Here is a 13,642-nt window from a genome sequence, read left to right on the forward strand (position 1 = left end):
TGTCGGCTTCGGCATGGCACACGCGATTCGGGGGAGTCAGTCGGGCCGTTCGATCATCGACCGCGTCCGGCGGAAGCTAGCGACGTTCGTCAGGTACACGCCCAGCGGAGATACGATTCCGGCCGAGCGGTGGCGCTCCCGTCACCGAAAAATCCTGGTGTCGCTCGTGGCGCACGTGCCGCTGCTGTTGGCACTCGGGCTGTACGAGGGCACCGAGTCGGCGGTCACCGGCGCGACGATTCCGGCGACTCCGACGTGGCTCGTCGTCGGGGAACTCGGAATCGTCGTCGCGCTCGCCGCCCTCGCCGCGTGGTCGCGGCCGAGCAGGCGAACGCGGACCGCGCTCGCGTCCGTCGGGCTGATGACGATGTCGACGCTGCTCGTGCAGTTCTCGGGCGGCTACATCGAGGCGCACTTCCACTTCTTCGTCGTCATGGCCGTCATCGCCGTCTACGAGGACTGGCTCCCGTTCGCCATCGGCCTCGGCTACGTCGCGACCGGCCACGTCGTCTTCAGCATGATCGACCCGACGAACGTCTACAACCACCCGGCCGCCATCAACTACCCGTGGGCGTGGGCGGGCATTCACGCCGCGTTCATCCTCGCGCTCTCCGGGGCGCTGATGTCGAACTGGTACTCCATCGAGAAGTCCCGCGAGGAGTCCGAACAGCGGCTCCAGCAGGTCGCCGCGCAGACCGAAGAGATTCAGGACGTCGAGGAGGCCGTCGAGCAGGCGGAGGCGCGGCGGCAGGAGGTCGAACAGCTGAACGCGCACCTCGAATCGAAGGCGGACGACTACAGCGCGGCGATGGCGCGGGCCGCCGACGGCGAACTGACGGTGCGGCTCGACGCGGAGAGCGACTCGGCGGCGATGACGCAGATCGCGACCGCGTGCAACGAGATGCTCGACGAGATCGAGTCGGCGATGGCGGACATCCAGGTGTTCGCCGACGAGGTCGCCGCCGCGAGCGACACGACGACCGCCGGCGTCGACGAGGCAGAACGGGCCGCCGAGTCCGTGAACGCCGCCACGGAAGCCATCGCGGCGAGCGCCGACGAGCAGCGCGGCATGCTCGAGGAGGTGGCGAGCGAGATGAACAACCTCTCGGCGACCATCGAGGAGGTCGCCTCGTCGGCCCAGACCGTCGCCGACACCTCCGAGACGACCGCCGAAGTTGCTGACGCCGGCGAGTCCACCGCGGAGGACGCCATCGACCGGATGGCCGACGTCCAGGACGCCATCGACTCGACCGTCGACAACGTCCAGTCGCTCGAATCCCAGATGGACGAAATCGGCGACATCGTCGACCTCATCAGCGACATCGCCGAGCAGACGAACATGCTCGCGCTCAACGCCAACATCGAGGCGGCGCGCGCCGGCGCGAGCGGCGGCGCGGGGAGCAGCGGCGGCTTCGCGGTCGTCGCGGACGAAGTGAAACAGCTCGCCGAGGAGACGCAGGACGCCGCCGCCGACATCGAGTCGCTCATCACGGACACCCAACGGCAGACAGCGGAGACGGTCAGCGGCGTTCGGACCGCCGAAGCGGACATCGAAGCCGGCGCGGACGCGGTCACGGACGCCGCGGCGGCGCTCTCTGAGGTCGCCGACAACGCCCGGGAGACGAACCAGGGAATCCAGGAGATCAACCGCGCGACCGACGACCAGGCGGCGAGCACCGAGGAGGCCGTCGCGATGATCGAACCGGTCACGGAGATCAGCAGGACCACGGCGACGGACGCCGCGGAGGTTTCGGAGACGGCCGCCGGCCAGGTGTCGACGATGTCGGCGGTGAGCGACGAAGCCGAGTCGGTCGCGGTGCGCGCGGAGAAACTCGAACGGCTCCTCGGGGCGTTCGACGTCGGCGGCGTCGACGCGACGGCCGGTGGCGCCGACGCATCCGCCGGGCGGGCGAACGCGGCGATGCACGACGGCGGCTCCCCCGAATAGCCGCTCCACGCCGGGGTCGGCGGCGGAGCGGAGCCGACAGCAGACCGCCGAAAGCGTCGGGGTTCAAGGGACGGGGCCGCGACGACCCGGGTATGGAACAGGTGTTCGCCCCGTGGCGCATCGACTGGGTCGAGCGCGACGACCGGAACGAGGACATCGACGGCTGCCCGTTCTGCGTGCTGCCGGGTCGCGACGACGACCGGGCGTCCCGCATCGTCGCGCGGTCGCCGCGGACGTTCGTGCTGCTCAACAACTACCCGTACAACCCGGGGCACGCGATGGTGATTCCGCGGGTCCACGAGGGGGACTACGCGGCGCTCGAGGAGGCGACGCTGCTGGAGCACGCCCGGATGAAACAGCGCACCTTCACGGCGCTCCGCGAGGCGCTCGACCCCGACGGCTTCAACGCCGGCATGAACCACGGCGGGTCGGCCGCCGGCGGGTCAATCGGCGACCACGTCCACACGCACGTCGTGCCGCGCTGGGACGGCGACACGAACTTCATGGCGGTCGTCGGCGACACGAAAGTCATCGTCGAGGCGCTCGACGACACCTGGGAGCGCGTCCGCGAGGCCTTCGCGGCGCTCGACGGCGCGTCCGTCGACGGCGACGACGCCGCACCGCGGTTCGACGGGGCGTGACGGTGCGTAACGGCGCGTAACGGCGCGTGACAGCGGCCACGAACTTTACCCGGCGGCCGGGCGGACTTCCGTCCGTTCGGTCACAGCCATGACACGAAACCTGGTCAGTCTGACGCGGGACGGAGCGGCGTTCGACTCCGAGGAGGACGTCGAAGCCACCATCGACGCGACGCTTTCGGCGCTCGGCGCCAGCATCTCGACCGGGGAGAAACGGGACGTCGCCGAGTTCCTCCCCGGGCGGTTCGCGGACGCGTTCCTGTCGAGCGGCACGGCGGAGCCGGAGCCGCTGTCGTACGACGAGTTCCTCGGCCGGGTCGCCGACGACCTCGACGTCACCGAAGAGCGCGCGGAGCGCCGTGTCCGAGCGGTGATGGCGGCGCTCGCGCAGGTCGTCGGGGAGCCGGAGCTGGGCGACGCTCGGGCGCAGCTTCCGCCGGAGTACGGCCGCGCGTTCGAGACGGCCGGCGGACTCACCGACGAGTCGTTCGGCGCCGCCGTCGCCGACGCCACCGACCTCTCCGAGCCGGAGTCGTCGGCTGCGGCGCGCGCGACGCTCGAAACGCTCAGCGAGCGGCTCACCCGCGGCGAGAGCGAGGACCTCGCACACTACCTCCGCGGCGCGGCGAACCGGTGGATTCTGTCCGGCGACGCCGACGCCGAGGCGTTCCCGCCCGAGGAGTTCGTGAGCCGGGTCGCCGCCCGCGCCGAGGTCGACGAGGACCGCGCCCGCGAGTACGTCGACGCGGTCGCGACCACGCTGGCCGGCGTCGTTCCGGACCGGGAACTCGAGCGGGCCGCCGCACAGCTTCCGGACTCGTACGACGCGCTGCTCGCGCCTGCGACGACGGTGTAGCCGGGACGGTGTAGTCGGCCGCGTAGCCGGCCGCGTAGCCGGTCCGGGCTCGTCGAGATAATCGCTCGTTTCGGGGGTTTTCAGTCCGCCCGGACCGCCCGGAACGACCGGGCGTTCTCGAACATAGCGTCGTTGTTGAACAGGACGGAGACGGTTTCGTGGTCGTCGCGGAGGTCGCTGACGGCGTCGTCGAGTTCGCGGAGCTCCGACCGGTCGTAGTCGTACCGGTCCTCGTTCAGTCCGTGCAGCCGGAGGTACGCGGTCGGGTGGCTCGACACCGGGTCGTCGCGGAGCGGGTCGACGACGTGGACGAGGTCGAGGTCGTCACAGACGTCGGCGACGCGCCCCGGTTGGTCGTGCCAGTCGCCCCGCGGCTCCCACGCCACCGTCAGCCCGCCGCGGTCGACGTCGCCGAGGAACTCCCGCATCGCCGCCTCGTGGTCCGCGGAGGCGCCGAAGCTCGGCGGCGTCTGCAAGAGCACCACCGGAGCGTCCAGCGCGTCGGCGCGGGCGGCTGTACGGTCCCACGCCGCCTCTACGGAGTCGGTCGGTCGGAGTCCGCCGACCTCGTCGCTGTCGAGCGCGTCGTCCGCCTCGACGTCGTCGCGCTCGCCGTTCCAGGTGGGACTCGCCCACTCGTGGGTCAGCGCCTGCCACCCCTTGACGGCGAACTCGAATCCGTCGACGGCCTCCCGGCGCCACCGCTCCGCCGTCGACACCTGCGGCAGCGAGTAGAACGTCGTGTTCAGTTCGACGAGGTCGAACGCCGGGTCGTCGGAGTACGCGTGCAGCTTGCTCTCGTACTCCGACTTCCACCCCTCCGGCGGCTCGTACCACCGGTAGCCGCAGGTGCCGACTTGGACGGAGTCGCCCATCGGCTCAGCGGCCCGTCTCGGGTCGCTCCTCCTCGTTCGGCGCGTCCGCCGCCTCCGCCTCGTGGTACCGCTGTTCGTCGTCAGTGTGGAGCTTCTGGCGCGTCTCGTGTTTCTGCTCGTACAGCCGCTCCTCCCACGCCAGCAGCTGCTCGTCGACGCCCTGCTCGGTCTCCGGCATCGACTCGAACTCCTCGCGCAGCAGCTCGCGGCACAGCGTCTGCACTGACTCCTCGGTGGAGTCGTCGACGTCCATCGTCTCGACGCTGTCCGCGCCGTAAGCGGCGTTCGCGAGCGCGTTCCGGTTCAGCCTGCCGACCCGGTCGACCACCTGCAGCGCGAGGTCGTCGGGCGACTCCGGCGGGAACCCCGATTCCGACAGCAGGAAGTGGTCCGCCGGCGAGTCGAGCGCGGAGTCGCCGAGGTCCGACGGCGACGCCGGCTTCCATCGTTCCGTCGTCGTTCCGTCGAACTCGGGCTCGTGGAGTTCGTACGACATGGGTGCGGGTGTGAACTGGTGTCGTCGTCCCGAAAAGTCTACTCGCCGAGCCGGGCTCGGCGGGTCGGGCCGACCGCGGACGCGCGCGTCCGTTCGTGTCGGCAATAGAAACAAGACCTTAGTAGGTTTCGGACTGAGTACAGGTGTGAAACAGCGTGGGCTTACGGATTCCCCTCTCGTGCACGCGGAGAACGTCGGGGGAATCGACGAGACGGATGTGGAACTCGCGCCCGGCGTGAACGTCCTGCACGGCCGGAACGCGACGAACCGGACGTCGTTCCTGCAGGCGCTCATGGCCGCTATGGGCAGCGACCGCGTCTCGCTGAAAGGCGACGCCGACGAGGGCCGCGTCCGGCTCGACGTCGACGGCGAAACGTACACCCGGACGCTCACCAGGACCGGCGACACCGTCGCGTTCGGCGGCGACCCGTACTTCGACGACCCGACGCTCGCCGACCTGTTCGCGTTCCTGCTCGAAGACAACCCTGCGCGGCGCGCCGTCGCGACGGGCGGCGACCTCCGCGAACTCATCATGGAGCCGGTCGACACCGCCTCCATCCAGGCCGACATCGACCGGCTCGAAGCCGAAAAACGCGAGGTCGAAGCGGAGCTCGACGACCTCGACACGCTCAAACAGCGGCTCCCGACGCTCGAACAGCGCCGCACCGACCTCCAAGACGACATCGAGCAGAAACGCGACGCGCTCACCGAGCTGGAGGCGGAAATCGACGAGGCGGACGCCGACCTCGACGAGACGCGCGACAGCCGGTCGGACCTCGAAGCGACGCTCGAAGAACTCCGCGACGTCCGGTCGACGCTCGAAGAGGTCCGGTTCGACATCGAAACCGAAAAAGAGAGCCTGGAGTCGCTGCGGTCGGAAAAGCGGGAGACGGAGGCCGACCTCGACGACGTCGACGCGGTGGACGAGTCGCGGCTCGACGAGATCGAAGCGGAGATCGCGGAGCTGCGCGAGCAGAAGCAGTCGCTGGACTCGCGGACCTCCGAGCTGCAGAACATCATCCGGTTCAACGAAGACCGGCTCGAAGACGCCGCCGACGGCGGCCTCGACCTCGGTGCGGACGGCGACTCGGCGGAGACGGGCGCGCCGACGGACAAGCTGCTGTCCGACGAGTCGGTGACGTGCTGGACGTGCGGCAGCGACGTCGAGCGGGACGCCATCGAGGCGACGATCGACCGGCTGAAAGAGAGTCGGTCGGAGCTGCTGAGCGACCGGCGCGAGCTCGACGACCGGATTTCCGCGTTGAACGACGAGCGCGCGGACATCACCGACCGGCGGGACCGGCGGGACCGGCTGGAGCGGTCGCTCGAACAGACCACCCAGGAGATCGAGCGGCGCGAAGACCGGCTGGCCGACCTGGAAGAGCGGCGGGAGTCGCTGAAAGCGGAGGTCGAGCAGCTGGAGACGGAGGTGGCGGAGCTGGAAAACGAGACGTACGAGGACATTCTGGAGCTGCACCGGGAGGCGAACGAGGTGGAGTTCGAGATCGGCCGGCTGGAGGACGACCTGGCGTCGGTGGAGTCGGAAATCGAGGAGGTGGAGTCGGAGCTCGGCCGCGAGGAGGAGCTGCAGTCGCGCCGGGAGGAGATCAGCGAGGAGTTGGTGGAGCTGCGGACGCGGATCGACCGGATCGAAGAGGAGGCGGTCGAGGAGTTCAACGACCACATGTCGTCGGTGCTGGAGATTCTGGACTACGAGAACCTCGACCGGATCTGGCTGGAGCGCGTCGAGACGGAGGTGCGGGAGGGGCGGCGGAAGGTGTCGAAGACGGAGTTCGAGCTGCACATCGTGCGGCGGACGCGGTCGGGAACGGCGTACGAGGACCGGGTGGAGCACCTGAGCGAGTCCGAGCGGGAAGTGACGGGGCTGGTGTTCGCGCTGGCCGGCTATCTGGTGCACGACGTCTACGAGGAGGTGCCGGTGATGCTGTTGGACTCGCTGGAGGCGATCGACTCCGAGCGCATCGCGCGGCTGGTCGACTACCTGCGCGAGTTCGCGGACTACCTCGTGGTCGCGCTGCTCCCGGAGGACGCCGAAGCGCTCGACGACGACTACCACCGCGTCACCGACATCTGACCGGGACGGCCGCGTCGTCGCCGGCGAGGGAGCGGTTTATTTCCTGCGGGGTCTACGGCCCACGCATGAGCGACGACAGTCGGCCGAACGTCAAGGTGGCGCGCGTCATCGACGAGTACGAGCTCGATGGCCTCGGCGCCGAACTGGAGCGGCTCTGGGTCGGCGACGGCGAGGAGTCACGGAGCCTCCGCGACCTCGCGGACCTGTTCAACCGTCGCGTCCTCGACGCCGCGCTCCGGGACGCCGACGTCCAGCGCGACACCGGCCAGACGTACGAGGCGCTCACCGGCGACGACGTCAGCGAGGGCGTCCGGACGCAGGTCGTCCGCGCGCTCGAAGACCGCGGCGTCGACGCGGACGAACTCACCGCGGACTTCGTTTCCCACCAGTCCATCCACACCTACCTCACGGAGTACCGCGGCGCCGAAAAGGCCGAACCGTCCGACGAAGACGTCCTCGAACGAAGCGAATCCACGGTCGCCCGGCTCCGCGGCCGGCTCGAAGCCGTCACCCGAAACACGCTCGAATCGCTCCGCGACGGCGACCGACTCACCCTCGGCGACTTCGACGTGCTCGTCGACGTCCGCGTGTTCTGCGCCGACTGCGGCGCCGACTACCCGGTCACCGACCTGTTCGCCCGCGGCGGCTGCGACTGCGACGACTGACTCCGCGCCGCCCGCGCCGCCGCCGACGCGACCTACTCCGCTTCCTCCTCGTCCGCCATCCAGCGCTGCCCGTACGACCGGTAGCCGTCGAACTCGCCGCGGCTGATCTCCCGCTCGATCTCTTCGCGGGTCTCCGCGCTGATGCGGACGAGGTGACACAGCGGGTGGCCGGGGAGCGCGACCGGGTTCTCGAGGACGCCGACGATGAGCCCGGTGAACGGCGCCTCGACGACCCGCTCCTCCGATTTGAAGTGGTCCGAAACCGTACAGATGGCGTCGCCCTCGTGGACGAGCGGGTTCGGCCCCCGCTGCATCTCCACGAGGCCGCCGCTGTCGGCGCGAATCCACCGCTTCTCCTCGGTCGGCCCCATCACTTTCCGCCACGACGGCTCCGCGACGTCGCCGCCGGGGTAGACGCCGTACTCCGCGAGGACGCTCTCGACGCCGTCGAGCGCCTTCTCGATGAGCGCCGGCTGGAACCGGTGGGCCTTCCCCATCTCGACGGTGAGCGTCGGAATCCCGTTCCGGGACGCCACCGCCCGGAGCGACCCTTCGTCGCCTTCGCCGGACAGAATCACGTTCGTCCCGAAGGCCTCCGCGAGCCGTTCGACCTCCGGATTCTCGACGTCCGCACGGGCGTGATACATCGTCGTCCGGTTCCGCGTCGACGTATGGAAGTCCAGCCCGAAGTCGCACTGACTCACGAACCGCTGATACACGTGATGCGCCATCCGCTCGGCCGTGTTCGACCGCTCTTTGCCCGGGAACGACCTGTTGATGTCCTGGTCGTAAATCGGGAGGTATCGCTGCTGGCTCTGGTACCCCGGGACGTTGACGACGTGGAGCAGGACGAGCGTCCCGTCGACGTCGCTGGGCCGGTACCGGGCTGCGACCTCCTGAAGCACCTTGACGCCGTTGAGTTCGTCGCCGTGAACCGCCGCCGTCATGAACACGCGCGGACCGTCGCCGGCGCCGTTGATGACGGTGACCGGGAGTTCGACCGGGTCGCCGAGGTACGTCTCGCTCACCTCGTAGCGGAACTGCCGCTTTTCGCCGGGGTCGACCTCCGCCTCGAACCGGAACGGACGCGGTTGTTCGCCGGACATGCGTCCCCGTCGGCCCAGCGACGTGTTAACTAATCCGCTCGCGTGGACATCGCGGACAGTCTCATCGGGATTCCGAGACGCCAAATTCGGGGCAGTGACGAGTGGTCGAGCCGAAGTGGCTCATTCAATCTGTATCGTTTTTCCAACGCCCGCCGGCTCGTAGACGTCCGGAAGGCACTTGCGCAGGATTCCGCTCGCCGCCGTTCCGGTACAGTGTGCCCCGATGAGCACGTCGAGTTTCTCCGACAGCCAGTCCGTGATTTCGCGGATTCGCTCGTCGTCGACGGCGATGAGGTGGGTGCCGCCGATGACGTATCGGACGTCGTCGTCGAAGACTGACTCGGCGTGCTCGACCGTGTTGCGCAGTCCGGCGTGGCAACAGCCTAAGACCAGCGCCAACCCCTCCGCCGTCTCGACGACGACTGACTGGTCGTCGACGATTGGGTCATCCACGACCCCGTCGTCCCGCTCGACTGTTCCGATCACGTAGTCCTGATGCGGGCGCGGAATCTCTCCGAGTGCGTGAACGCCGTCAGCGACCTCGACTGGCGCACGCCGTTCGACGACGTTCGCTTTCGCTTCGATGGTCGATTTGGTGTACGGGATGCCGAGCGGCGCACCCTCGAACTCCCCCTCTCGGTCGAGATACCGCGGCGCCCAGACCTCCGGGTGACAGTAGACGTCGGGCCGGTCCATGACGTTTAACAGGTCCAGCATTCCGCTCGTGTGGTCGAAATGGGAGTGGCTCACGACGATCGAGTCGAGCGTTTCGACCGGCACGTCGAGCAGTTTCGCGTTGTGGACGGCGACTGACTGGCCGGTATCGAGAAGCACGTTTCCGATTGCGGCCGAAAAGCCCCATTCGCCGCGTAAGCCGCGCGGATACGGTTTCGCAACTCTGTTGTCCGACAGGATTGTGACCTCTACCATCGCGCCAACACCTCCGCGTCGGTGACTTCGACGACCGGAGACGCCGAGCGAACGCCGCTTCTCCGGGATGTCTCTGCCGGTCGCTTCGCACGGCCGCCATCCGGGGCTTCCTCAGTGCGGTCAGTATCAGCGGTACGGGTCCGGACCGGTCTCTTCAGGGGCTGCAAGTGCAGGGGAACGCGGTTGTCACCATCTGACTGGCTCATCGGTTAAACATCTCCGTTGATGATGTCCGCGACGCGCTGACGGTCGAACAGCCGTTCGTCCCCAGGGACCTCGGGGTACGGCTCGCCGTCGACGTAGCCCGGCCACTCACCGAACACGTCGGGGTAGAGCTCCTTCGCCGTCATCTCCAGCTGGAACAGATTCAGTATCGGGCCCTGGCGCCGCGCACCTTGGGCGTAGACGTCGCCTTCCTGAACGGCCGTGATCTCTCTTGCGATGTCGTGTTCCTCTAATCTCGTTCGGATCTCGTCGAGATCGTGGTACTCCGCCATCGGGCCGAACACGAGCAGCACGTCCGGATCTGCTTCGAGCAGCAGCTCGTAATCGAGGGTGATGTTCCGCCCGTCGTCACCGTATCCCTCCCCGACGGCGTCGGCCAGTGCGTCGGTGACACCCATCGGACGCGTGTGTGCGGCGTAGTAGCCCGGATGGTTCAGCTTGTATCCCCACGCTTTCTCCTTCGACGACGAGAACAACACCAACGCCGCACTCGGCCGCTCGCGCTCTGGCGGCAGGCCAGCTTTGATAGTCTGAATCACTGACTCGTGGACGGACGCGAGCGCCTCGTAGCGGTCGGTTTCCTGGAACACCTGCGCGACCTTGCCGAAGATCTCCCAGAGCGTGTAGTACTGGTACTGGTCTGCCCAGCCTGGTGGCGGTGTCTGGTTGGTTCCACTGAGTGTGTTCCCGAACCACGGTCCGACGTTCTCTTCGATCTCCGTGAGGTCGTCGTCGCTCCACCCGTCGGCCGTCGAGACCTTCGCAGGGTCGGCAATATGGACGTCACTGTCGAGTTCGTACAGCTTCTCTTTCGTCGGGGGCCACGACGAGTACAGCCCTTCCCAGTCGACCGTGACGCCATCGAGGCGATCAACGAACTTCTGGTACAGCGACTCGTGGTACCCTGGAGCGTGCATCGCGTTGATGTCGTCACCGCGGCCGAGCGCCAGCAACATGTCTACGTGATGCCCCAGAATGGTAAACACGTCCTGGGGCACGTCTTCGAACCGCACTTCGCCCGCCGGCGCCATCTGGACGGAGTAGCCGGTCTCGGTGGGTGTCGCGGTGTCCGTTTCAGTCGGTGTGTCGGTGGGGGTTGGAGTGGTGTCCGAACGACTCGAACATCCGCCTAGCAGGCCGCTCCCGACGACTGCGCCCCCGTACTTCACGTAGTCTCGTCGCGTCGTTTCCTCGTGTTCCGCTTCGTCCTGAACCATGTGATTTAGGCTGACCTAAAACATTAAGGCTGTTTTGGTTTTGGGCTGACAAATATACCGGGAAAGAATACTCCCCATGCCCACCTCAGCGGCTGTAGGTCGGTGAACCGATCCGGACCCGGGCACGCAGTTCCGTCACGTCAGTCCCAAGACCGGACCCACAGTTCCAGATTTCGTCTGAAACTCGGTCATTACTGCTGATCAGATTGAATGCGACGTACTCGGTGAAATCCTTGAACGGCTTACGTTTACTTTCCGCCTCCTACCCGGAATCCGCCGAGCACCGGATTTGATATCGCATTATCCAGTGTATGTCTGGTCTGGCCTGTGCGACACGGAGCTGTCTCTGTTGCATCACCTCGTCGCACAGCGACGGTCAGAACGGTATTCGAAGAGCGTCAAACGGACCGGCTGTGACCGGGACCGAGAAGGAACAGCCGACGTGAAATCGGAGTCGCTTACCGGATTTTCGTGCCGACCGGTGCGTCGCCGTGCGTGGTCAGGAGGTCGGCGTCGTCGCCGGCGGCGAGCAGCATCCCGTTGGACTCGGTGCCGAACAGCTCCGCCTGTTCGAGGTTCGCGACGATGACGACTTTCGTGCCGGGGAGGTCGTCGACGTCGTGGAGCTGTTTGATGCCGGCGACGATCTGGCGCTCCTCTACGCCGATGTCGACGGTGAGCTTCACGAGTTTGTCGGCGTCCTCGATGGGCTCGGCGTCGAGAATCTCGCCGACGCGGAGGTCGAGCTCCTGGAACTCGTCGAAGCTGATGCGGTTCTCTGCGATTGGTTCGAGGTCGCTCACGTCAGCCTCCGCGCCCTCGCCGGACTCATCGCTTTCGCTTTCCTGTTCGGCGGCCGATTCGGCGACGCGCTGTTCGAGCTTCGCGTTCAGTTCGTCGACGCGCTCCGGCTCGATCTTCTCGTATAACTCCTCGGGCGCGCCGAACTCCGCCGGCGGCGCTTCGAGGGCGGCGTCGGTCGTCGCGTCGTGCACCGAACCGGTCTCGCCGAGCTGCTCCCAGAGCGCCTGGCTCTTGCCGGGGGCGACCGGCTCGAACAGCACCGCGACGGCCTTCGCGAGCTGGACGCAGTCGCGGATGACCTGCGCGGCTGTGGCCTCGTCTTCGCCGACGAGGTTCCACGGCTCCTCGCGCTGAATGTACTCGTTCCCGAACCGCGCGAGGTCGACGGCGGCGTTCCCGACGGCCCGCACCGAGTAGTCGTTGACGCCGGCGGCGAACTCGTCGACCGCCTCCTCGATTCTGGACGCGACTTCGTCGCTCGTGTCCGCCGCGGGCGTTCCGTCGAAGTTCCGGTGGGCGAACAGCAGCGACCGGTAGATGAAGTTGCCGACCGTCCCGACCAGTTCGTTGTTCACGCGGTCGCGGAACTTCTCCCACGAGAAGTCGACGTCCTGCTGGAAGCCGCCGTTCGTCGCGAGGTAGTACCGGAGCAGGTCCGGGTGGAACCCCTCGTCGAGGTACTCGCGCGCCCAGACGGCGCGGTTCCGACTGGTCGAAAAGCCCTGGCCGTCGAGCGTCATGAACCCGGACGCCATGACGGCGCGCGGCTCCTCGTAGTCGACGCCGTGCAGCATCGCCGGCCAGAACACGGTGTGGTGCTGGATGATGTCGCGGCCGATGACGTGGACGATTTCGCCGTCCTCCTGCCACACTTCCGCCCAGTCGTACTCGTCGGCGCCGACGCGGTCGGAGTACTGCTTCGTGGAGGAGACGTACTCGATGGGCGCGTCGACCCAGACGTACAGCACCAGGTCGTCGTCGCCGTCGCCGGGGTAGTCGATTCCCCAGTCCATGTCGCGGGTGATACACCAGTCGCGGAGCTCGCCCTCCACCCACTCGCGCGGCTGGTTCTGGGCGTTCGAGGTGCCTTCGAGCCGGTCGAGGAACCCCGAGAGGTACTCCTTGAACTCCGAGACCCGGAAGAACTTGTGGGTCTGTTCGCGGTACTCGGCGGGGTTCCCGGTGACCGTCGACGTCGGCTCTTCGATTTCGCCCGGTTCGAGGTGCCGGCCGCAGCCCTCGTCGCACTCGTCACCGCGGGCCTTCTCGCCGCAGTACGGGCAGGTGCCTTCGACGTAGCGGTCCGGGAGCGACTGGTCCGCCTTCGGGTCGTACGCGACCGGAATCTCCTTCTCGTAGACGTGGCCGTTCTCCTCGAGGACGTGGACGAACTCCTGGGTGAGTTCGGTGTTCGTCTCGTCGTGGGTGTGGCCGTAGTTGTCGAAGTCGACGCCGAACTTCGGGAACGTCTCCCGGTACTGTTCGTGCCACGCGAGCGCGAACTCCTCGGGGTCTTTCCCCTCCTGTTCGGCGTTGACTGCGACCGGGGTGCCGTGCATGTCGGAGCCCGACACGAACGCGGTCTGTTGGCCGAGCGTTTCGAGCGCGCGCGAGTAGACGTCGCCGCCGACGTACGTCCGGAGGTGGCCGATGTGCAGGTCGCCGTTCGCGTACGGCAGCCCGCAGGTCACCACCGTCGGCGCGTCGGTGGGGAAGTCGTCGTGAGTGCTCATACTTTCCCTGACGTGGATGCGGGCCTAAAGCCCGCCGAAACTGGCGAAGCCCTC

Annotated in this window: 11 protein-coding genes; 5 read left to right on the forward strand and 6 right to left on the reverse strand. The window is 67.5% G+C overall.

Translation table 11 applies throughout. The annotated features are described in order from the left end of the window. The first annotated feature begins 13 nt into the window (after positions 1-13). From ACQUST_RS10975 to ACQUST_RS10985, 3 genes are all read left to right on the forward strand, one after another. The gene (locus ACQUST_RS10975; RefSeq protein WP_435128218.1) at positions 14-1,948 is read left to right on the forward strand and encodes a methyl-accepting chemotaxis protein; all 1,935 of its coding nucleotides are present in this window, start codon (positions 14-16) and stop codon (positions 1,946-1,948) included. 92 nt (positions 1,949-2,040) lie between these two features. Beyond that, on the forward strand, positions 2,041-2,589 hold the full coding sequence (locus ACQUST_RS10980; RefSeq protein ID WP_435128220.1) for an HIT family protein: 549 nt from the start codon (positions 2,041-2,043) through the stop codon (positions 2,587-2,589). Between the two features lie 88 nt (positions 2,590-2,677). Beyond that, positions 2,678-3,442 (forward strand): DUF2267 domain-containing protein, encoded by a 765-nt coding sequence (locus ACQUST_RS10985; RefSeq protein ID WP_435128222.1) that lies wholly within the window; start codon positions 2,678-2,680, stop codon positions 3,440-3,442. Between the two features lie 80 nt (positions 3,443-3,522). Here the strand turns inward: ACQUST_RS10985 and ACQUST_RS10990 are convergent, their stop codons facing one another. Together ACQUST_RS10990 and ACQUST_RS10995 are read right to left on the reverse strand one after the other, a co-directional pair. Then, complete coding sequence (locus ACQUST_RS10990; RefSeq protein WP_435128224.1) at positions 3,523-4,317, reverse strand: DUF72 domain-containing protein; 795 nt, start codon at positions 4,315-4,317, stop codon at positions 3,523-3,525. A 4-nt stretch (positions 4,318-4,321) separates the two neighbouring features. Continuing rightward, positions 4,322-4,813: a hypothetical protein gene (locus tag ACQUST_RS10995; protein ID WP_435128226.1), complete on the reverse strand. Its 492-nt coding sequence runs from the start codon at positions 4,811-4,813 to the stop codon at positions 4,322-4,324. A gap of 145 nt (positions 4,814-4,958) precedes the next feature. On the opposite strand from ACQUST_RS10995, the gene ACQUST_RS11000 reads away from it, so the two are divergent. Further along, positions 4,959-6,908 (forward strand): archaea-specific SMC-related protein, encoded by a 1,950-nt coding sequence (locus ACQUST_RS11000; RefSeq protein ID WP_435128228.1) that lies wholly within the window; start codon positions 4,959-4,961, stop codon positions 6,906-6,908. Between the two features lie 65 nt (positions 6,909-6,973). Then, positions 6,974-7,573 carry a rod-determining factor RdfA gene (gene rdfA, locus ACQUST_RS11005; RefSeq protein WP_435128230.1) on the forward strand — a complete coding sequence of 200 codons (600 nt, stop codon included), beginning with the start codon at positions 6,974-6,976 and terminating at the stop codon, positions 7,571-7,573. A gap of 32 nt (positions 7,574-7,605) precedes the next feature. Here rdfA and ACQUST_RS11010 read toward each other — a convergent pair whose 3' ends face one another. The 4 genes from ACQUST_RS11010 to metG form a co-directional block, all read right to left on the reverse strand. Continuing rightward, a complete protein-coding gene (locus tag ACQUST_RS11010; RefSeq protein WP_435128232.1) occupies positions 7,606-8,679 on the reverse strand; it encodes a succinylglutamate desuccinylase/aspartoacylase family protein in 1,074 nt (357 codons plus the stop codon). 120 nt (positions 8,680-8,799) lie between these two features. Continuing rightward, positions 8,800-9,609 (reverse strand): MBL fold metallo-hydrolase, encoded by an 810-nt coding sequence (locus tag ACQUST_RS11015; protein ID WP_435128234.1) that lies wholly within the window; start codon positions 9,607-9,609, stop codon positions 8,800-8,802. Positions 9,610-9,818: 209 nt separating this feature from the next. After that, on the reverse strand, positions 9,819-11,051 hold the full coding sequence (locus ACQUST_RS11020) for an ABC transporter substrate-binding protein (protein WP_435128236.1): 1,233 nt from the start codon (positions 11,049-11,051) through the stop codon (positions 9,819-9,821). Positions 11,052-11,509: 458 nt separating this feature from the next. Then, a complete protein-coding gene (metG, locus tag ACQUST_RS11025; protein ID WP_435128238.1) occupies positions 11,510-13,588 on the reverse strand; it encodes a methionine--tRNA ligase in 2,079 nt (692 codons plus the stop codon). Positions 13,589-13,642 lie beyond the last annotated feature (54 nt).

It is taken from the genome of Halobaculum sp. D14 (genome assembly GCF_051195135.1).
Classification (GTDB): domain Archaea; phylum Halobacteriota; class Halobacteria; order Halobacteriales; family Haloferacaceae; genus JBNTKA01.

Coding starts and splice junctions, on each gene's coding strand:
- ACQUST_RS11015 (WP_435128234.1), bottom strand. CDS start 9,609: ATGGTAGAGGTCACAATCCTGTCGGACAACAGAGTTGCGAAACCGTAT.
- rdfA (WP_435128230.1), top strand. CDS start 6,974: ATGAGCGACGACAGTCGGCCGAACGTCAAGGTGGCGCGCGTCATCGAC.
- ACQUST_RS11010 (WP_435128232.1), bottom strand. CDS start 8,679: ATGTCCGGCGAACAACCGCGTCCGTTCCGGTTCGAGGCGGAGGTCGAC.
- ACQUST_RS10975 (WP_435128218.1), top strand. CDS start 14: ATGGCACACGCGATTCGGGGGAGTCAGTCGGGCCGTTCGATCATCGAC.
- metG (WP_435128238.1), bottom strand. CDS start 13,588: ATGAGCACTCACGACGACTTCCCCACCGACGCGCCGACGGTGGTGACC.
- ACQUST_RS10980 (WP_435128220.1), top strand. CDS start 2,041: ATGGAACAGGTGTTCGCCCCGTGGCGCATCGACTGGGTCGAGCGCGAC.
- ACQUST_RS10990 (WP_435128224.1), bottom strand. CDS start 4,317: ATGGGCGACTCCGTCCAAGTCGGCACCTGCGGCTACCGGTGGTACGAG.
- ACQUST_RS10995 (WP_435128226.1), bottom strand. CDS start 4,813: ATGTCGTACGAACTCCACGAGCCCGAGTTCGACGGAACGACGACGGAA.
- ACQUST_RS11020 (WP_435128236.1), bottom strand. CDS start 11,051: ATGGTTCAGGACGAAGCGGAACACGAGGAAACGACGCGACGAGACTAC.
- ACQUST_RS10985 (WP_435128222.1), top strand. CDS start 2,678: ATGACACGAAACCTGGTCAGTCTGACGCGGGACGGAGCGGCGTTCGAC.